Origin of the sequence: Arthrobacter sp. NPDC057009, assembly GCF_042673905.1 — a bacterium.
Classification (GTDB): Bacteria; Actinomycetota; Actinomycetes; order Actinomycetales; family Micrococcaceae; genus Arthrobacter.
Genome location: NZ_JBHUSB010000030.1, coordinates 1 through 16,683, shown reverse-complemented (window position 1 = coordinate 16,683; position 16,683 = coordinate 1). Strand labels below are relative to the sequence as shown.

Annotated in this window: 18 protein-coding genes and 1 pseudogene; 9 read left to right on the top strand and 10 right to left on the bottom strand. The window is 67.8% G+C overall.

The annotated features are described in order from the left end of the window. Positions 1–136 precede the first annotated feature (136 nt). Positions 137–1,327 carry an acyl-CoA dehydrogenase family protein gene (locus tag ACFTR6_RS20665; protein ID WP_377959297.1) on the top strand — a complete coding sequence of 397 codons (1,191 nt, stop codon included), beginning with the start codon at positions 137–139 and terminating at the stop codon, positions 1,325–1,327. Positions 1,328–1,347: 20 nt separating this feature from the next. Here the strand turns inward: ACFTR6_RS20665 and ACFTR6_RS20660 are convergent, their stop codons facing one another. The 6 genes from ACFTR6_RS20660 to ACFTR6_RS20635 all read right to left on the bottom strand — a co-directional run bounded on the left by ACFTR6_RS20660 (position 1,348) and on the right by ACFTR6_RS20635 (position 5,765). After that, complete coding sequence (locus ACFTR6_RS20660; protein WP_377959296.1) at positions 1,348–1,935, bottom strand: DinB family protein; 588 nt, start codon at positions 1,933–1,935, stop codon at positions 1,348–1,350. A 76-nt stretch (positions 1,936–2,011) separates the two neighbouring features. Beyond that, the gene (locus tag ACFTR6_RS20655; protein WP_003799085.1) at positions 2,012–2,215 is read right to left on the bottom strand and encodes a cold-shock protein; all 204 of its coding nucleotides are present in this window, start codon (positions 2,213–2,215) and stop codon (positions 2,012–2,014) included. A gap of 188 nt (positions 2,216–2,403) precedes the next feature. Beyond that, positions 2,404–2,724 carry a putative quinol monooxygenase gene (locus ACFTR6_RS20650; RefSeq protein ID WP_076799002.1) on the bottom strand — a complete coding sequence of 107 codons (321 nt, stop codon included), beginning with the start codon at positions 2,722–2,724 and terminating at the stop codon, positions 2,404–2,406. A 73-nt stretch (positions 2,725–2,797) separates the two neighbouring features. Then, on the bottom strand, positions 2,798–3,853 hold the full coding sequence (locus tag ACFTR6_RS20645; protein ID WP_377959295.1) for a zinc-dependent alcohol dehydrogenase family protein: 1,056 nt from the start codon (positions 3,851–3,853) through the stop codon (positions 2,798–2,800). 56 nt (positions 3,854–3,909) lie between these two features. Then, positions 3,910–4,536 carry a response regulator transcription factor gene (locus ACFTR6_RS20640; RefSeq protein ID WP_076799000.1) on the bottom strand — a complete coding sequence of 209 codons (627 nt, stop codon included), beginning with the start codon at positions 4,534–4,536 and terminating at the stop codon, positions 3,910–3,912. After that, the gene (locus ACFTR6_RS20635; RefSeq protein ID WP_377959294.1) at positions 4,533–5,765 is read right to left on the bottom strand and encodes a sensor histidine kinase; all 1,233 of its coding nucleotides are present in this window, start codon (positions 5,763–5,765) and stop codon (positions 4,533–4,535) included. The genes ACFTR6_RS20640 and ACFTR6_RS20635 overlap by 4 nt, the downstream gene beginning before the upstream one ends. Positions 5,766–5,982: 217 nt before the next feature. On the opposite strand from ACFTR6_RS20635, the gene ACFTR6_RS20630 reads away from it, so the two are divergent. Beyond that, positions 5,983–6,579 carry a heme-binding protein gene (locus tag ACFTR6_RS20630; RefSeq protein WP_377959293.1) on the top strand — a complete coding sequence of 199 codons (597 nt, stop codon included), beginning with the start codon at positions 5,983–5,985 and terminating at the stop codon, positions 6,577–6,579. Between the two features lie 10 nt (positions 6,580–6,589). Then, the gene (locus ACFTR6_RS20625) at positions 6,590–7,393 is read left to right on the top strand and encodes an ankyrin repeat domain-containing protein (RefSeq protein ID WP_377959292.1); all 804 of its coding nucleotides are present in this window, start codon (positions 6,590–6,592) and stop codon (positions 7,391–7,393) included. Positions 7,394–7,413: 20 nt separating this feature from the next. Here ACFTR6_RS20625 and ACFTR6_RS20620 read toward each other — a convergent pair whose 3' ends face one another. Continuing rightward, positions 7,414–8,100: a CoA transferase subunit B gene (locus ACFTR6_RS20620; protein ID WP_377959291.1), complete on the bottom strand. Its 687-nt coding sequence runs from the start codon at positions 8,098–8,100 to the stop codon at positions 7,414–7,416. A gap of 13 nt (positions 8,101–8,113) precedes the next feature. Next, a complete protein-coding gene (locus ACFTR6_RS20615) occupies positions 8,114–8,845 on the bottom strand; it encodes a CoA transferase subunit A (protein ID WP_377959290.1) in 732 nt (243 codons plus the stop codon). A 175-nt stretch (positions 8,846–9,020) separates the two neighbouring features. Here ACFTR6_RS20615 and ACFTR6_RS20610 point away from each other — a divergent pair, with 175 nt between their 5' ends. Continuing rightward, positions 9,021–9,824, top strand: a complete 804-nt coding sequence (locus ACFTR6_RS20610; RefSeq protein ID WP_076803581.1) for an IclR family transcriptional regulator — start codon at positions 9,021–9,023, stop codon at positions 9,822–9,824. 134 nt (positions 9,825–9,958) lie between these two features. Next, positions 9,959–10,873, top strand: a complete 915-nt coding sequence (locus tag ACFTR6_RS20605) for an NADP-dependent oxidoreductase (protein WP_377959289.1) — start codon at positions 9,959–9,961, stop codon at positions 10,871–10,873. Positions 10,874–10,934: 61 nt separating this feature from the next. Here the strand turns inward: ACFTR6_RS20605 and nadE are convergent, their stop codons facing one another. Beyond that, the gene (gene nadE / locus ACFTR6_RS20600) at positions 10,935–11,789 is read right to left on the bottom strand and encodes an ammonia-dependent NAD(+) synthetase (RefSeq protein ID WP_076798995.1); all 855 of its coding nucleotides are present in this window, start codon (positions 11,787–11,789) and stop codon (positions 10,935–10,937) included. Positions 11,790–11,922: 133 nt separating this feature from the next. Between nadE and ACFTR6_RS20595 the strand changes: the two are divergent. The 3 genes and pseudogenes from ACFTR6_RS20595 to ACFTR6_RS20585 all read left to right on the top strand — a co-directional run. After that, positions 11,923–13,134: pseudogene (locus ACFTR6_RS20595) on the top strand (FAD-dependent oxidoreductase); the annotation flags it as partial. Positions 13,135–13,194: 60 nt separating this feature from the next. Beyond that, complete coding sequence (gene pyrE / locus ACFTR6_RS20590) at positions 13,195–13,776, top strand: orotate phosphoribosyltransferase (RefSeq protein ID WP_172411620.1); 582 nt, start codon at positions 13,195–13,197, stop codon at positions 13,774–13,776. Between the two features lie 151 nt (positions 13,777–13,927). Then, the gene (locus tag ACFTR6_RS20585) at positions 13,928–14,977 is read left to right on the top strand and encodes a thioesterase domain-containing protein (RefSeq protein ID WP_377959288.1); all 1,050 of its coding nucleotides are present in this window, start codon (positions 13,928–13,930) and stop codon (positions 14,975–14,977) included. A gap of 42 nt (positions 14,978–15,019) precedes the next feature. Here the strand turns inward: ACFTR6_RS20585 and ACFTR6_RS20580 are convergent, their stop codons facing one another. Then, on the bottom strand, positions 15,020–15,856 hold the full coding sequence (locus ACFTR6_RS20580; RefSeq protein ID WP_087872249.1) for an HAD-IIA family hydrolase: 837 nt from the start codon (positions 15,854–15,856) through the stop codon (positions 15,020–15,022). A 52-nt stretch (positions 15,857–15,908) separates the two neighbouring features. On the opposite strand from ACFTR6_RS20580, the gene ACFTR6_RS20575 reads away from it, so the two are divergent. After that, positions 15,909–16,595, top strand: coding sequence for an RNA methyltransferase (locus ACFTR6_RS20575; RefSeq protein ID WP_076798992.1), 687 nt, complete (start codon positions 15,909–15,911; stop codon positions 16,593–16,595). The last annotated feature ends 88 nt before the right edge of the window (positions 16,596–16,683 follow it).

The following is a 16,683-nucleotide window of genomic DNA, read 5'->3' as shown; positions in this document are numbered from 1 at the left end:
GGCACCTTTCACCCGGGGGTTCACGTCCTAGTGATCCACATCACTGTGCTATATATACTAGGACATCCAAGGGTTTGGAAGAGCGAAGGGATGTATGCCCGTGCAGCCACAACGACGTGACAAGGGACAGCCCGCAATGGCCACGACTGAAGACGCCGCTACTGTGCCGCTGCCGTTTGCCGATGCGGACCTCATGTATGTTGTGGATCTGCTTCCGCCGGCCGAACGGACCCGCTACCTCGAAATCCGGGACTTCCTGCAGTCCAGGGTCCGGGCCCAGTCCATCGAGTACTGGAACCGGGAGGAGTTCCCGTTCGGCCTCCTCGCGGAAATGGGCAAGCACGGGCTTGGCGGGCTGCAGACGGACGGGACCTCCACGCTGTTCAAGGGCCTGATGTACGTTGAGGTGGCCCGTGCCGACGTGTCCCTGTCAGCGCTGGTGGGCATCCATAACGAGCTGATCGTGGGCATGATCGACGCCCTGGGATCGGAGGAGCAGAAGCAGCGCTGGCTTCCGGGCCTGAGGGCGTTCACGCAGCTGGGAGCCTTCGCGCTGACCGAGCCGGAGCACGGTTCGGACATCGCAGGCGGACTGGCCACGACGGCGCGGCTTGAGAACGGCGAGTGGGTAATCGACGGCGCCAAGCGGTGGATAGGCGCCGGGACCATCGCCGACTTTGCGCTGGTGTGGGCCCGGGACGCGGCCGACCAGCAGATCAAGGGCTTCATCGTTGAAACGGACCGCCCCGGATACACGGCCACCAAGATCAGCAACAAGATCGGGCTGCGGATCATGCAGAACGCGGACATCCAACTGGACGGCGTGCGTATTCCGGAAGCCAACCTGCTCCCGGGGGCCACGGATTTCACCAAGGCCAACGAGCTCCTGAGGGATTCCCGGGCCTGGGTCGGCTGGCAGGCCGCCGGCATTCAGCTCGCGGCCTTTGACGTCGCCCGGTCCTACTCACTGCAGCGCCGCCAGTTCGGCAAGGAGCTGGCCCGCTTCCAGCTCATCCAGCAGCAGCTCGCCGAGATCCTGGGCAATGCGTCGGCCTCGCTGGCGCTGATGGCGCAGCTGGCCCGGATCCAGGAAGAAGGCAGGCTGGAAATGGCCCAGGCGGCCATGGCGAAGGCCACCACCACCCGGCTGGCCCGCGCCTCCGTAGCGCTGGGGCGGTCGCTGCTGGGCGGAAACGGCATCAGCAGCGACTTCGAGATGGGAAAGCTCTTCGGGGACGCGGAGATTCTCTACACCTACGAGGGCAGCTACGAAATCAACTCGCTGATTGTGGCACGCGCCGTGACGGGAAAATCAGCCTTCGTTTAGGGCGTTCCACCCGGGCGGGGTCACCCAGCAAGTGCGGCGGCTTCCCGTGCCGCCGCTTCCAGCCGCTCCACGTAGCCGGCCTGCTCCGCGGCGCCCCGCGCGGGCAGATTGGGGTCGTTGGGCCCCTGCCCGGTGGAGCCGTCGATGAATTCGCGGATGATGTCTGCGTGCCCCACATGCTGGGAGGTCTCGGCGCACATGTGCACCAGCATCTGGTGCAGGGTGACGTTCCGGCGCTCCTCCCGCCACCAGGGCACAACGCCGGGGGCGTCCAGGGGCAGCGCTTCGATAGTGGCGTCGGTGTGCGCCGCCGAGAAGTGATGGAGCTCGACGATTTCCGTTCGGGTTTGCTCAGCGGTGACCCACATGTCCGCATCGGGCTCGGCGCCGTCCGCGAACCAGGGCAGTACCCGGCCGCTCGGCCGTCCGAACACCTCGCCGAAATAGTCCAGTTGCACGCTGGCCACGTGCTTGACCAGTCCCAGGAGGTTCGTTCCCGTGGGCGTCATTGGCCGGCGGATGTCATATTCACCCAGGCCGTCGAGCTTGGCGAGGAGCTGGGCGCGCCGGGTCCGCAGGTAGTGGTGCAGGGTCGCTTTTTCATCCATGGCGGCACTCTACCGGGCAGAAACCAAAGACTCCCCTGTGCGTGCCAAGCACGGACAGGGGAGTCTTGGAAAGCCGTTACAGCGGGCGGATGTTCTCTGCCTGCGGACCCTTGGGGCCCTGGGTCACTTCGAATTCGACCTTCTGGTTTTCATCCAGGGAGCGGTAGCCGCTGGAGGCAATTGCCGAGTAGTGGGCGAATACGTCTGCCGATCCATCATCCGGAGCGATGAAGCCGAAGCCCTTTTCGGCGTTGAACCATTTAACTGTGCCTGTTGCCATTGCTACTTCCTTTGTAACCCTTTTCTGGTCCTGCTCCGACAGCAGGCAGAGACGGAAACTGTTGTCCGCTGTCTCCAACCTATGGGCCATCCGCCGGGCGTGCAATAGCTGCCGTCATCAGGAGTCCCAGCTGTAACGGGAGAATCTGCCGATTAATATGCGTCGGAGACGCTGCGGACCGTCCCGGCCTAGGTTGTGCTGCCTTGCTTCTGTCCGGTGTCCTCCCACATGACGTCCAGATTGCGGAACACCGGGGGAGCATCGCACAAGGCGGCCATCTTCGCGGCAAAGTCGGAGGTTTCCGGCCGGTTGGAGTTCTCCATCGCCGACTCGTAGGAATCAAATTCCACGATGGTGAAGTACGTCCCGGGACGGTCGCGGTCCGCTGTGGCGCTGATGCGCCGGAACGTGGGGAGTGTGGTTCCCTCGGTTCTTGACGGGCGGCCCAGCGCTTCGATCTCCTCGATGCGTGAGGTCTGGAATTCGATGATCTGCACAAACCCTGCCATGACGGCTCCTCGACGGCGGTGGGAACTGATGCGCATCACGGTAGACCCGGTCCCGTGGGTACGCAACCGTTTTTTACGGCGTCAGCAGCACCTTGATGGCCCGGCGTTCGTCCATCGCCTTGTACGCTTCCGGAGCGTCCTCCAGGGGCATCTCGACGTCAAACACCCGCCCGGGATTGATGGCGCCGGACAGCACGTCCTTGAGCAGTTCGGGGATGTAGGTGCGGGCCGGGGCCATGCCGCCGGCCACGGTGATGTTCTTGTCGAACAGATAGCGCAACGGGATCTCCGCGCCGCCCGTCGGAACACCGACGAAGCCCAGGGCGCCGCCGGGCCGGACGGAGTGCAGCGCCTGCTCCATCGACTCCTTGGTCCCCACGCACTCCAGCACGGAGTCGGCCAGGACACCGCCGAGCAGTTCGCGGACCTTGGCAACGCCGTCGTCGCCGCGTTCCGCCACGATATCCGTGGCGCCGAACTCGCGGGCGATGGCCTGCCGGTCCGCGTGGCGGGACATTGCGACGATCCGCTCGGCCCCGAGCCGCCTGGCGGCCAGGACGCCACACAGCCCCACGGCGCCGTCGCCCACCACCACAACGGTCCGGCCCGGGCCCACCTGGGCGCTGACTGCGGCGTGGTGGCCGGTGGCCATGACGTCGGAGAGGGTCAGCAGGCTGTTGCGCAGCTTGGGGTCCGGTTCGCGGACCCCAGGCACCTTGACGAGCGTCGATTCGGCGAGGGGGACTCGCACGGCCTGGCCCTGGCCGCCGCTGACCGGGAATCCGGCGTCGTCCTTTCCGCCCCAGCCGGCGAGGCGCTCGCAGGCCACGGTGACCCCGTTCCGGCACTGCGGGCACTGGCCGCAGCTGACCACGAAGGGGGCGATGACAAAGTCGCCGGCGCGGAGCGCGGACACGTCGGTGCCCGTGCTTTCCACCACGCCGACGAACTCATGGCCGATGGCGGTTGGCCGGTGGACCGGCTTCACCCCGCGGTAGGGCCACAGGTCCGAGCCGCAGACGCAGGCAGCCGTCACCCGGACCACCGCATCCGTGGGGAGCTGGACGGCCGGATAGTCGCGGTCCTCCACCCTGATGTCTCCAGGGCCGTGGATGATGGTGGCGCGCATGGCTGTTCCTCTCGGAGGGCAGGGGGCTGGGACAGGGTCGAGTCTAGCCCCCGCTGCTAGCGCATCCCCTCGCGGCGGATGGCGGTGGCGATGGCCGCGGCCCGGGTGTCCACGCCCAGCTTGGCGTAGATGTGGGCGAGGTGGGTCTTGACTGTGGCTTCCGAAATGAAGAGCCGCTGCCCCAGCTCCCGGTTGCTGAGACCCTCGGTGAGGAGGCTCAGGAGCTCGGCCTCCCGCGGCGTCAGCACCTCGTCCGGGTTGCGCAGCTGCTGGAACAGGCGCGAGGCCACCGGCGGGCTCATGACGCTCTTTCCCTGGACGGCGCCGCGGATGGCAGCGAAGATCTCCTCGGGGGCGGCATCCTTGAGGAGATAGCCCATGGCCCCGGCGTCCACGGCACGGACGATGTCGGCGTCGGAATCGTAGGTGGTGAAGACCAGCACAGCCTGCCGGCGGTTGCGCTCGCGGAGTTTCCTGATCGCCTCGATCCCGTCCATGCCCGGACCCATAGCCAGGTCCATCACCACGACGTTGGGTGAGTGCTCCTCCACGGCCGCCAGGGCCTCCTCGCCGGAGGATGCCTCCGCCACCACATCGATATCCGGCTGCGTGCCCAGCAGGGCCTTCAGCCCGCTGCGGACCACAAGGTGGTCGTCCACCAAAAGCACGGTGATGACGCTCATTCTTCCCCCTTGGCCGGCAGCTTGACTGGCGGCGGTGCCGGCAGCTGTGCCGCCACAACAGTTCCCTCGCCCGGGGCGCTTTCCACCGAGAAGGCGCCGCCGAGCTGCTCAACCCGCTGCCGCATGGCCCGCAGGCCGTAACCTCCGGCGTCCGACGGCGGTGCTACCGCTGCCGGATCGAAGCCCGTGCCGTCGTCGTAGATGTCCAGCGTAACCGCGTCCGGAAGAAAGCCGAGCGTGATCGTGGCGGTGCTGGCGGAAGCGTGCAGCTTGATGTTTGCGGCGGCGCTCTGGACCACCCGCAGGAGCGCGTGGCGGACCTCCGCCGCCACCGGCCGGGGCTCGCCGGTGACCAGCAGCCTGGCGCCCGGCACGTACTGGAGGGCGGCCTGCCGCAGGGCGTCCGGCAGCGGCGAGGCGTCGAGGCCCGGGGAAGCCAGTTCGTGGACCAGGCTGCGGGTGTCGGACAGGTTCCGGCGCAGCAGTTCGCTGGCCTGCCGGAGATCCCGCCGCGACGCCGGTTCCGGCCAGGCGCGGTTTGCGGCTTCCAGCAGGAGCAGGCTGCTGGCCAGGCCCTGGGTCACGGTGTCGTGGATTTCCCGCGAGACGCGCTCGCGCTCCGCGATGGTGCCGGCCCTGCGCTCGCTGGCGGCCAGCTGTCCCTGGGCGAGCGAGACCTCGTGGTGCAGGCGCCGCTGCTCGGCGGCGTCGTGCTCAATCCGGTCGTAGATGAGCGTCAGCAGGACGCCGACGGCGAGCGGGCCCAGGAGCATGGCCAGGTCCGTGCCGTCGCTGAGCCGGAACAGTCCCGCGGCGGTGGCTGCCGCCGTCGCTCCTGCCGCCGCATAGGCGACTGCCCCGGTAAAGGCGATGCGGCACAGGAAGAACAGTGCGAACGAGCACCAGGCAAAGCTGGGCGCGGAGACCACCAGGACGGCCCAGACCGCCACGAGGACGAACATCCACAGCGCCCAGGGGCGTCGGCGCTGGGCGAGCACGGCGATGATGGCGTACAGGGCACAGGCCGCGGCCGCCAGCGCGAGCACCAGCAGGTTGTCCGCGGGGCCGTGCCGCATCACGTACCGCACCGCGGAGGCCACGATGAGGACGGCGAAACCGAGGTGGACCGCCGCGTCGATCCGTCCCAGCCGGCTGCCTGCGGCGGGGGGAGCAGGGCCGGTGGCGGCGGGAGGCAGGTCCGGTGCGGCGGGAGGGGCTGGGGAGGGCATGGCGGGTCCGGTTCGGGTGGATGACGTGCTACGAACCATGCTATTGCCCGCGCCGTTGCTGGTCTCTCAACCTTTTGGCTGATAGCGGCAGCCGAAAGGACCAGCCAGCCCCAACTGATGGCCTGATGTGCCCGGACCGGCACGGGGCCACCATGGATATGTAGCTGTTTGGCACACCGATCGCTCACAAGAAGCCGCTCATTGAAGGAGAACCACCGTGAAGAAGTCCCAGAAGATTTTTGCCGCCGCGGCAGCCGGAGCCCTCGTCATCACCGCCGGTGCCACCGCCGTCGGCAACGCCGGATCAGGGTCTTCAGCCGCCGCTGCCCAGCCCGCTGCGCAGCCGGCAGCAGCCCCGGCGGCCGTGCCGGCCGCGGACGTCCAGCCGGTCGATGAGAATGTGGTCGCCCAGAACCGGATCACCGTCGGCGCGTCGGCAAAGGCGGTAGGTGCGGCGCTTGCCAAGTGCCAGGCGGACAAGCTGCCGTTCGTCACGGTGGCCCTGGTGGACCGGTTCGGCACCGTGCAGGCACTCCTGCGCGGTGACAACGCTGCCGAGCACACCATCGAATCCGCCAAGCAGAAGGCGTACACGGCCGCTGCCTTCGGAAGCCCCACGAGCGAACTCGCCAAGCGGATCAGCGGCAACGGTCCGAGCATCGCTGACCTTCCCGGCACCCTCTTCCTCCCCGGCGGCGTCCCGCTGAAGGTGAACGGCGTTTCCGTGGCAGGCATCGGCGTCGGCGGCGCCCCGGACGGCAAGCTGGATGAAGCGTGCGCCGAGGCCGGCGCCGCCGTGATCGCCGCCAAGTAGGCTGCGGCACGTGGCAAGGGACGTGTACGACGGCGGGCGGGCGGGTGCCGCACTTCCCCTCGCCGGCCTGGCGGTAGCGGCTGTTCTGTTGGCGGGGTGCGCCCCCGGGGCACCCTCCGCCGGCAGTTCCAGTGCCGCCAGCCCCCAGTCAGTGAGTCCTACGGCGGGAACCCCGACGGCGGGAACTCCGACGTCAGGAGCCGGGACCGGCCCGGGTAGCGGCACCGCAAGCCCGCCGCCGTCGTCCGCTGCCGCCAATGCCAAGCCGACCCTGCCGGCTTCCGCGCCCACCACCCGTCCTGTTTTGTCCCCGGCCGAGCAGCAAAAGCTGGACCAGCGGCTGGTCCGGGCGGCGAAGGCCAACGACGTGGCCCTCGTGGCGCAGCTGATCCGCGAGGGCGGCAACGTGAACGCCCAGGACTCCATCCAGGATTCGGCCTTCCTGTACGCGGGCGCCGAGGGCTTCAATGAGGTTCTGCGGCTCACCCTTGCGAACGGGGCGGACGTGAGGAGCACCAACCGCTTCGGCGGGACCGCCCTGATCCCGGCCAGCGAGCACGGGCACGTGGAAACAGTCCGGATCCTCATCGCCGCCGGGGTCCCGGTGAACCACGTCAACAACCTCGGCTGGACCGCCCTGCAGGAAGCCATTCTCCTGAACAATGGCGGGCCCAGGCAGCAGGACGTGGTCCGCCAGCTGCTCGACGCCGGGGCGGACCCCAACATCCGCGACCCGCAGGGCAGAACCGCGCTGGAGAACGCCGAACGGCTGGGCTTCACCGGGATCGCCCGGCTGATCCGCGGGCGGGGCTGAGAGTACTCAACCGAAGGTAATTACTGCCGTCCCTGTTGCCGGGCCGGTTCGGCGTGCAGCTCCGCGGCCACGCTGAACCCGGCTTCGGTCTTTTCCCGGATCTCCTCAACCGTGACCCCGGGGGCGAGGCGGGTGAGGGTGAGCTGCCGGCCGCCGTCGCGCTTTTCCAGATCGAAAACCGCGAGGTCGCTGATGATCCGGTCCACGACGCCGACGCCGGTGAGCGGAAGGGTGCATTCGGAAACGATCTTGGCTGAGCCGTCCTTGGCGTTGTGTTCGGTGAGGACCACGACGCGCGGGGTTCCGGCCACGAGGTCCATGGCGCCGCCCATGCCTTTGACCATCTTGCCCGGGATGGTCCAGTTGGCAAGGTCCCCGGTGCCGGAGACCTGCATGGCGCCGAGGATCGCGACTTTCACGTGCCCGCCGCGGATCATGCCGAAGGAGGTGGCGGAGTCGAAAATGCTGCCGCCGGGCAGGACCGTGACGGTCTGCTTGCCGGCGTTGATGAGGTCGGCGTCCTCCTCGCCCTCGTACGGGAACGGGCCCATGCCGAGCAGGCCGTTTTCGCTCTGCAGGACCACCCGGACGCCGTCGGGCAGGTTGTTGGCGACGAGCGTGGGGATGCCGATGCCGAGGTTGACGTAGTCGCCGTCGTTCAGTTCTTCGGCCGCGATGGCAGCCATTTCGTTCCGGGTCCAGGCCACGGGGATCTCCTTCTTAGTTGTTGACGAGTTCAGCGCTGATCCGGTCGCCAGCAGGGCGGACGGTGCGCTGCTCGATGTCCTTGACCCTGTTGCTGGCCTGGACCAGGTGCTGGACGTAGACACCGGGCGTGACGATGTGGTTCGGGTCCAGGGCTCCGGGTTCCAAGATGACTTCCGCCTCCGCGACGGTGACGGCCCCCGCGGTGGCCACCACCGGGTTGAAGTTCCGGGCGGTGTAGCGGTAGAGCAGGTTGCCGTCCGTGTCGGCGGTGTGGGCGTGGACCAGTGCGACGTCGGCCCGGATGGCCCGCTCCTGGACGTACGTCCCGCCGTCGAACTCCGCCAGCGGCTTGCCCTCGGCGACCAGCGTGCCCACACCTGTCTTCGTGTAGAACGCGGGGATGCCGGCGCCGCCGGCGCGCAGCCGCTCGGCCAGAGTGCCCTGCGGGGTGAACTCCACTTCGAGGTCCCCGGCGAGGTACTGCTCGGCGAAGAGCCTGTTCTCGCCGACGTAGGAGGCGATCACCTTGCGGACCTGGCCCGCCTCGATCAGGACGCCCAGGCCCTTGCCGTCAACGCCCATGTTGTTGGACACCACGGTCAGGTCCCGCACCCCGGAATCCCGCACGGCCTCGATCAGATCGGCCGGAATGCCGCTCAGCCCGAACCCGCCCACGGCAAGGGTGATCCCGTCCTTCAGGACATCGCTCAGGGCATCGGCGGCACCGGATTTAAGTTTGGACATCGCATCTCCTCGTTGAGCTGTGGCGCAGTCCACTTTGTGGACGCTGCTTCTGCCTGTGGAGCGTACGCGGGTGCCGGAGTGGGTGTCAAGGATTCAGGAGCCCCGGACCGTCGCCCTTTTACACTGTGGGCGGTAGGCTGGGAAGTGTCCACAATATGGAGCATCGGGAGTGATCATGAACCAGGCACCAGTCCAGGGCGCACAGGTCGTGAGCCGCATTGCAGGCCTTCTGCGCATCGTGGGACGCAAGCCTGAGGGAAGCCCGCTCGTGGAGCTGGTACGGGACTCAGGGCTGACCCGTCCCACCGTGCACCGCCTGCTCACGTCGCTCGCGGCCGAGGGCCTCCTCGACCACGACCCCCTGAGCGGGAACTGGGTGCTGGGTCCCGAAGCGCTGCTGATGGGATCGGTGGCCGCGGCGCGCTTTCCGCTGGAGGACCTCGCCAGGCCCAGCCTGCGCCGGCTCGCCGAGGAAACCGGTGAGAGCGCCTTCTTTTCCATCCGGCGCGGCGCCGAGACCGTGTGCCTGCTGCGGGAGGAAGGCAGCTTCCCCGTCCGATCCTTCGTGCTGCATGAGGGCGTCCGGTTTCCGCTGGGCGTAGCCTCGGCCGGAACGGCGATAATGGCCTTCCTGCCCGAACCCGAACAGGAGCAGATCCTGGGTGACTGGGCCGTCCACGCCGGCAAATACGCCAGCGGGCACCCGGAAGACGTGGTCCGGAACAACCTGCAGCAAACCCGCCGGCGGGGCTACTCAGTGAACCCGGGCCTGGTGCTGGAGGGCAGCTGGGGCATGGGTGCGGCCGTCTTCGACCAGGCCGGTCGGCCGTCGTGGGCGCTGTCGCTGACCGGCATTGAGCCCCGGTTCCGGGAGGACCGGCGCGAACTGCTGGGGCGGCTTCTGCTGGAGGAGGCCCACCGGCTCACAGTCCGGCTGGGCGCGGGCGGCGATCGCCGGCGGCCGAACCAGCGGCAGTAGCCGCAGGCCGCCGTCGGACGGCCGCCTCCCTCGAAGCCGTGCAAAAACTGTTGTGGTGCCTGCCGGGCATGCCTACCCTTGCAGAAGAGTTCCTCCCCTCGTAAAGCCTGGACAGCATCGAAGGAGCCAGAGCCATGAGCACACGGGTCTACTTTGAGGAGTACGGTGATCCGCAGGTCCTGAAGGTGGGTACCGAAAAGCTCCCCGAGCCAGGTGATGGCCTGGTGAGGGTGGAGTTCCGGGCGGTAAGCGTCAACCCCGCGGACTGGAAACTGGTGGCCGGTTACCTGAAAAAGTGGGTCCCCCTGGACTTTCCGGTGGTGCCCGGTAGCGAGGCAGCCGGTGTGGTGACCGCCGTCGGGCCCGCTTTTGAGGGGTTCGGCGTGGGTGACGAGGTCATCTGGAACGGACTCCTCGGCGGCTACCGGACGGAAGCCGTGGTGCCGGCCGACCAGCTGACCCCCTTGCCGGCGGGGGTGGACTTCGAACAGGCGGCGTGCATCCCGGTGGCCGGAGGGACGGCGTATTCGGCCCTGAAGCAGCTGGCGCTGGGAGCCGGGGACACGGTGCTGATCCATGGAGCCGCCGGCGGGGTTGGCTCGGCCGCGGTCCAGATTGCGCAGGCCTTCGGTGCACGGGTGATCGGCACCGCGTCGGAGGCCAACCAGGAGTACCTGCGGGAACTGGGTGCCGAACCGGTGGTATACGGTGCCGGGCTTGCGGACCGGGTGCGTTCAGTCTCTGACGACGCCGGCACCGTCACGGCAGTCCTGGACACCGTGGGGAGCGAGGATTCGCTGGCGGCAACCGCCGAGCTGCTCCAGGGGAACGGCCGTGCAGTCACGACAGTTCCGGGCGAGCAGTCAGCGGCGGCAGGCCTGGCGGCCGTCCAGCAGCTGGAAAACCGGGTGGCGGAGGTGGCGACGCTCGCCGCGGAAGGCCAGATCACCTTCACGGTCTCGCACCGCATGCCGCTGATCGAGGCCGCCGACGCCCTGGACATCAGCCGCGGCGGCCACGGACGCGGGAAGATCCTGCTGCTGCCCTAGGTGGACTGCCCAGGGACGGCTGACCCAAACGGGCGCCGCCGCACCGGATCCCCGGCGGGTTTTAGAGTCCCGCCCGGGGCTCCTCCGGGCCCTCGCCCTTCCACCAGGAGTCGAAGATGCTGACCGGGACAGTGCGCTTGTGCCGGGTCCGCAGGTACTTCTCCTCGATCAGGGCCGCTGCGCCCTCGGTCACCTCGCGGCCCTCAAGGTAGTCGTCGATCTGGTCGTACGTCAGGCCGAGTTCGTCCTCGTCCGTCCGGCCCGGCTTGTCGTCCAGGAGGTCGGCGGTGGGCACCTTCTTCCATAGCCGCTCCGAAGCGCCGAGGTGTTCCAGGAGGGAGCGGTTCTGCCGCTTGTTCAGGCCGAAGAGCGGCAGAATGTCGGCGCCGCCGTCGCCGTATTTGGTGAAGAACCCGGTGACGGATTCAGCGCCGTGGTCCGTGCCGATGACGAGGTAGTTGTGCTCGCCCGCCAGGGCGTACTGCGCGATCATGCGGGTGCGGGCCTTGGTGTTGCCCTTGTGGAAGTCGGAAATCCCGTTGCCGACAGTCTTTTCGAACTCGTCCTCGAAGCCGTCCACGGCGGCGGAAATGTTGAACGTCCATTCCCTGGAGGCCCTGATGAAGTCCAGGGCTGCCTGCGCGTCCTCTTCGTCGTGCTGGACGCCGTAGGGGAGGCGGACGGCCACGAACTGCGCATCCGTGCCCTCCGCCTGCAGCTCATCGACGGCCAGCTGTGCCAGGCGCCCGGCCAGTGTGGAGTCGAGGCCGCCGGAAATGCCCAGGACGAAACCCTTGGTGCCGGTGGCCTTCAGGTACTCCTTCAGGAAAGTGACGCGTTTGCGCACCTCCTCTGCGGGATCGATCTGGGGCTGAACGCCCATTTCTTCGATGATCTTGGCCTGGAGTTTGCGCATGTGGTCCACACTAGTCAGCAGGATTAGCAAGGCTCAACTGTTTCCGCCCGGGATCAGGGGCTTAAGTCTCTGTTGGCGCTCTGTGCTGTGAGTCTCTGTTCCGGGGTGCAGCGGGAGGCGTACCGTATGGCTCATGGAGAGCACAGGATGCGCGGTGGTGGGCGGCGGGCCCGCCGGCATGATGCTAGGACTCCTGCTGGCACGGGCCGGCGTCCGGGTCACCGTCCTCGAAAAACACGGCGACTTCCTCCGGGACTTCCGCGGCGACACCGTCCACGCCTCCACCGTCCGGCTCATCGACGAACTCGGGCTCGGCGCCGAGTTCCGTGAACTGCCGCAGAGCCGGCTGCGCAACGTCGCCTTCCCGCGCCCCGGAGGAGGCCTGGTCACGCTGGGCAATTTCGGCGGGCTCCGTCCGCCCTACAACTACATCGCCATGATGCCCCAGTGGGACTTCCTGAATTTCCTCGCCCGCGCTGCTGAGCAGGAGCCCACGTTCACGCTTCTGATGGAGCACAAGGCAACTTCCCTGATGTCCGACGGCGGCCGGGTCGCCGGAATCCGGTACGTCACCAAGAACGGGACAGAGGGTGAACTGCGGGCAGACCTCGTGGTGGCCACCGATGGCCGGCACTCGGTGCTGCGCCAGAGGGCCGGCCTGAGGTCGAAGGAATACCCGGTGCCGTTCGATACCTGGTGGTTCAAGCTGCCCCGGGCGGAATCGGAGAAGGGGGAGGTGGCGGGCATCGTTCCGGCGTTCGGGGACCGCGACGCCGTCATTGCCCTTTTCCGGGACACGTACTACCAGATGGGCTACTTCGCCCCGAAAGGCTCCGACGCCCGGATCAAGAGCGAGGGTGTGGAGCGGTTCCGGGATCGGATCGCCGCGCTGCGCCCGGACCTCGCCGACCGCGTCGGCGCTATCCGGTCCCTGGACGACCTGCACTGGCTGGATGTCCGCCTGGACCGCCTGCGGCGCTGGTACGTTGACGGGCTGCTGTGCATCGGCGATGCCGCTCACGCGATGTCCCCGGCGGGCGGGGTGGGAATCAACCTTGCCATCCAGGACGCCGTGGCCGCGGCCGCCCGGCTGGCGCCTGCCCTGCTGCGCCGCAACGTCACGGTGCAGGATCTTGCAGCGGTGCAGCGGCGGCGGCAGTTGCCCACCGTCATCATCCAGTCCGTCCAGCGCCTCATGCACCGCGGGGTCTTCGTCCCGCTGTTTACCGGCAGGAGGTCGGGGCCTCCGGCGGCGGTGCTGTACGCGGTCCAGCACCTTCCCGTGCTGACGCGCCTGCTGCCCCGGCTGATCGCGCACGGACCCTTGCCCGAGCACGCGCCTGCTTTCGCCCGCCGTCCGGGGGCGAAGCCAGGGGAGGTGACCGGCCCGACTAAACTGGAACCCATGACTGCCACCCCGGACTCGCTGTCCAATACCGCTGCCCGTGCCCGACTTCTGGAACTGATCAAGGAGCTCGCGGTTGTCCGCGGCAAGGTCATCCTGTCCAGCGGCGCGGAAGCCGATTACTACATCGACCTGCGCCGCATCACCCTTCACCACGAGGCGTCCAAGCTTGTGGGCCAGGTCATGCTGTCCCTGATTGACGACGCCGGCATCGACTTTGAGTGCGCCGGCGGCCTCACGATGGGGGCGGACCCGGTGGGCACCGCCGTCATGCACGCCGCCGCCGACGCCGGCCGGGCGATCGACGCGTTCGTGGTCCGCAAGGCCCAGAAGTCCTACGGCATGGGCCGGCAGGTGGAAGGCCCCTCGGTCGAGGGCCGGAAGGTCCTGGTGCTCGAGGACACCTCCACCACCGGCGGGTCAGCCCTGACCGCCGTCGAGGGTGTGCGCAACGCCGGCGGCAACGTCGTGGCTGTTGCCGTCATCGTCGACCGCGACACCGGCGCCAAGGAAAAGATCGAAGCCGAAGCCGGCGTGCCGTACCTCTACGCTTTCAGCAAGGACGAGCTCGGCCTGGACTGAGCTAATTTAGCGGCCGGAACTGGCCGGAGCGGAACTGCAGCGGACGACGGCGGGACCTCCCGCCGTCGTCCGCTTCGCTTTTTGCCCACCCGCGTCAGCAGGGGACACGCCCGCTTGTGTTGCCCCGCCGGCCTGTGCCTAGGGTAGTTCAGTGCCATATGAAGGGGCCGCCGGCCAGACGGGCCAGCATCAGGCGCCGGGCGGGGACGCAGCCCGGCTGCTTCGGCGCGCCGCGGACCTGAAGCGGTTCTCCCGCCGGACTTTCCTCACCGGAGCCGGCGCCTCCACCGTCCTCGCCGCGGACATGCTGTTCACCAAGCGGGTGCAGGAGGAGCGGCAGGTCCACAAAATCCTCGTGGTCGAGGACGACTTCGCGCAAAGCTACTTCCCGAACGCCAGCTGGATCCTGTTCCCCGGCTATAAGACCAGCTGGGAAGAGGCCCAGTGGATCCTCAACTCGCTCCGCGGCAGCCTAAGGCTCCGCGGCCAGCTCGCGGCGGCCGGATACTCCAACCTGGGACTGGACATCGACCAGCTGGTCATCGCGGTGATCGAGCACGTCCGCGCAAACAACCTCAGCACGCTCTACTTCTACGGGCACAGCTTCGGCGGCATGGTGGCCACACAGGTGGCCGCCCGGCTGCTGGAGCTGCACGGCGTCAAGGTGGAACTGATCGTGCTCGACTGCAGCCCCTACAGCAAGTTCGACGTCCTGGACCAGAGCTGGTTCGACGGCGTGGTCTTCCTCTATGAAAGCGGCTTCCGGATCCCGTCGGTGCTGCGCGGTGGCTACGAGCTGGGGGAGAGGGTGGCCCACAAGGACGAGCGCACCTGGCGCCAGATCCTCAACCAGACATTGGAGCAGCTGTCCCCGCTCGCTCCCTCCAGCGTGCTGATCCAGACGGAATCGGCCTATATCTACCACTTCGACGCCACGCGCTTCGCCGGCCAAATCGGCGACACCCGGATGGCCTACATCGGAAACCAGCGGGACCAGACCGTCAACTACCGGACAGCCCGCGATTCGTGGGCGCGCACGTTCGCCGCCAACATGGTCTCGTCCGACCGGCAGACCACAGGGGCGCTGCCGGCACACGCGAGTCCGGGCTGGAACCCGTTCGTGTACCGGCCCATCCTCGAGGACCTGGAGAACGAGATCTTCCCGCTGCCCGCAGGCGGCGGGAAGATGACCCCGTTCTGACGCCGCCAGCCAGCAGCGGCCTGTGTCAGAGCTGGTTCTTGGTCAGATCTGGTTCTTGAGGTCCGCGACGGAGGCCAGCACCTGGTTGGGGCGGAACGGGTAGGAGGAAATTTCGTCCCGCTGCGTGATGCCGCTGAGCACCAGCACCGTGTGCAGCCCGGCCTCCATGCCCGCGATGATGTCGGTGTCCATGCGGTCGCCGATCATCGCCGTGGTTTCCGAGTGCGCATCGATCTGGTTCATGGCCGAGCGGAACATCATCGGGTTCGGCTTTCCCACAACGTACGGTTCCCGGCCGGTGGCCTTGGTGATGAGCGCGGCGATGGCGCCGGTTGCCGGGAGCGGGCCCTCCTTGGACGGCCCGGTGGCGTCCGGGTTGGTGGCGATGAAGCGGGCCCCGGCGAGGATCAGGCGGATGGCCGTGGTGATCGCCTCGAAAGAGTAGGTGCGGGTTTCGCCGAGCACCACGAAGTCGGGGTTCTGGTCGGTGAGGATGAAGCCTGCCTCGTGGAGCGCCGTCGTCAGCCCTGCCTCGCCGATGGTGTAGGCGCGGTTTCCGCTGTCCGGTCCGCCGGCCGATACCTGGTCCTTCAGGAACTGGGCTGTGGCCAGCGCCGACGTCCAGATGTTCTCCTCCGGGATTTCCAGGCCGGAGGCACGCAGCCGGGCCGCGAGGTCACGCGGCGTGAAAATCGAGTTGTTGGTCAGCACCAGGAAGCGCCTTGAGGTGTCCACCCAGCGCTGGATCAGTTCCGCGGCCCCGGGCACGGCCTGGTTCTCATGCACCAGGACCCCGTCCATGTCGGTCAGCCAGCACTCGATCTCCTGGCCGCTGCGGTACACGGCCGCCGATGTCTTTACCTTGTCCGCTTCTGCCATGTTTATCCTCACCGAGATGTTTGCGTTCCGGAGCCCAGTCTAGTGTTGAGGGGTGACGCAAACGCCCGGGACACCCGAACCCCAACCAGACCCACCCCAGCCAGACCGGAACGGGACGCAGGAGCCAAAACCCGAGGTCGGCGTCGGACCCTGGGAAGGTGACTGGCCGGAAGGCGACCACTGGGACCCGGACCTCCTGGCCGACGGCGACCGGCGCAACGTCGTGGACAAGTACCGTTACTGGCGGCACGAGGCGATCGTCGCGGATCTGGACTCCAAACGGCATGACTTCCACATCGCCATCGAAAACTGGCAGCATGACCTCAACATCGGCACCGTGGTGCGCACGGCCAACGCGTTCCTCGCCAAGGAGGTCCACATCATCGGACGACGGCGGTGGAACCGCCGCGGGGCGATGGTCACCGACCGCTACCAGCACGTCCGCCACCACCCCACGGTGGAGGATTTCGTGGCCTGGGCCCAGGGGGAGGGACTGGCCATCATCGGGATCGACATCTTCCCGGACTCCGTTCCCTTGGAGACGTACGAACTGCCGCAGAAATGCGTGCTGGTCTTCGGGCAGGAGGGCCCCGGACTGACCCCGGAGGTGCACGAGGCCGCGGAGGCCACGCTGTCCATCGAGCAGTTCGGATCCACGCGCTCCATCAACGCGGGCTCGGCCGCGGCGATCGCGATGCACGCCTGGGTGCGCCGGCACGTGTTCGGCCAGCACGTCTAGCTGTATTGACCTGAGAGGTTGGTGACGCGGCTGACCGGTGTCTGACCTTTGAGGGCGGTGTGGGCTCGGTGGTGATTGTAGGCATGGA

Excerpts from the sequence above, each read along its gene's own strand:
- ACFTR6_RS20665 (WP_377959297.1), top strand. The coding sequence starts at position 137 with ATGGCCACGACTGAAGACGCCGCTACTGTGCCGCTGCCGTTTGCCGAT.
- ACFTR6_RS20660 (WP_377959296.1), bottom strand. The coding sequence starts at position 1,935 with ATGGATGAAAAAGCGACCCTGCACCACTACCTGCGGACCCGGCGCGCC.
- ACFTR6_RS20655 (WP_003799085.1), bottom strand. The coding sequence starts at position 2,215 with ATGGCAACAGGCACAGTTAAATGGTTCAACGCCGAAAAGGGCTTCGGC.
- ACFTR6_RS20650 (WP_076799002.1), bottom strand. The coding sequence starts at position 2,724 with ATGGCAGGGTTTGTGCAGATCATCGAATTCCAGACCTCACGCATCGAG.
- ACFTR6_RS20645 (WP_377959295.1), bottom strand. The coding sequence starts at position 3,853 with ATGCGCGCCACCATCATCCACGGCCCTGGAGACATCAGGGTGGAGGAC.
- ACFTR6_RS20640 (WP_076799000.1), bottom strand. The coding sequence starts at position 4,536 with ATGAGCGTCATCACCGTGCTTTTGGTGGACGACCACCTTGTGGTCCGC.
- ACFTR6_RS20635 (WP_377959294.1), bottom strand. The coding sequence starts at position 5,765 with ATGCCCTCCCCAGCCCCTCCCGCCGCACCGGACCTGCCTCCCGCCGCC.
- ACFTR6_RS20615 (WP_377959290.1), bottom strand. The coding sequence starts at position 8,845 with ATGTCCAAACTTAAATCCGGTGCCGCCGATGCCCTGAGCGATGTCCTG.
- ACFTR6_RS20610 (WP_076803581.1), top strand. The coding sequence starts at position 9,021 with ATGAACCAGGCACCAGTCCAGGGCGCACAGGTCGTGAGCCGCATTGCA.
- ACFTR6_RS20605 (WP_377959289.1), top strand. The coding sequence starts at position 9,959 with ATGAGCACACGGGTCTACTTTGAGGAGTACGGTGATCCGCAGGTCCTG.
- nadE (WP_076798995.1), bottom strand. The coding sequence starts at position 11,789 with ATGCGCAAACTCCAGGCCAAGATCATCGAAGAAATGGGCGTTCAGCCC.
- pyrE (WP_172411620.1), top strand. The coding sequence starts at position 13,195 with ATGACTGCCACCCCGGACTCGCTGTCCAATACCGCTGCCCGTGCCCGA.
- ACFTR6_RS20580 (WP_087872249.1), bottom strand. The coding sequence starts at position 15,856 with ATGGCAGAAGCGGACAAGGTAAAGACATCGGCGGCCGTGTACCGCAGC.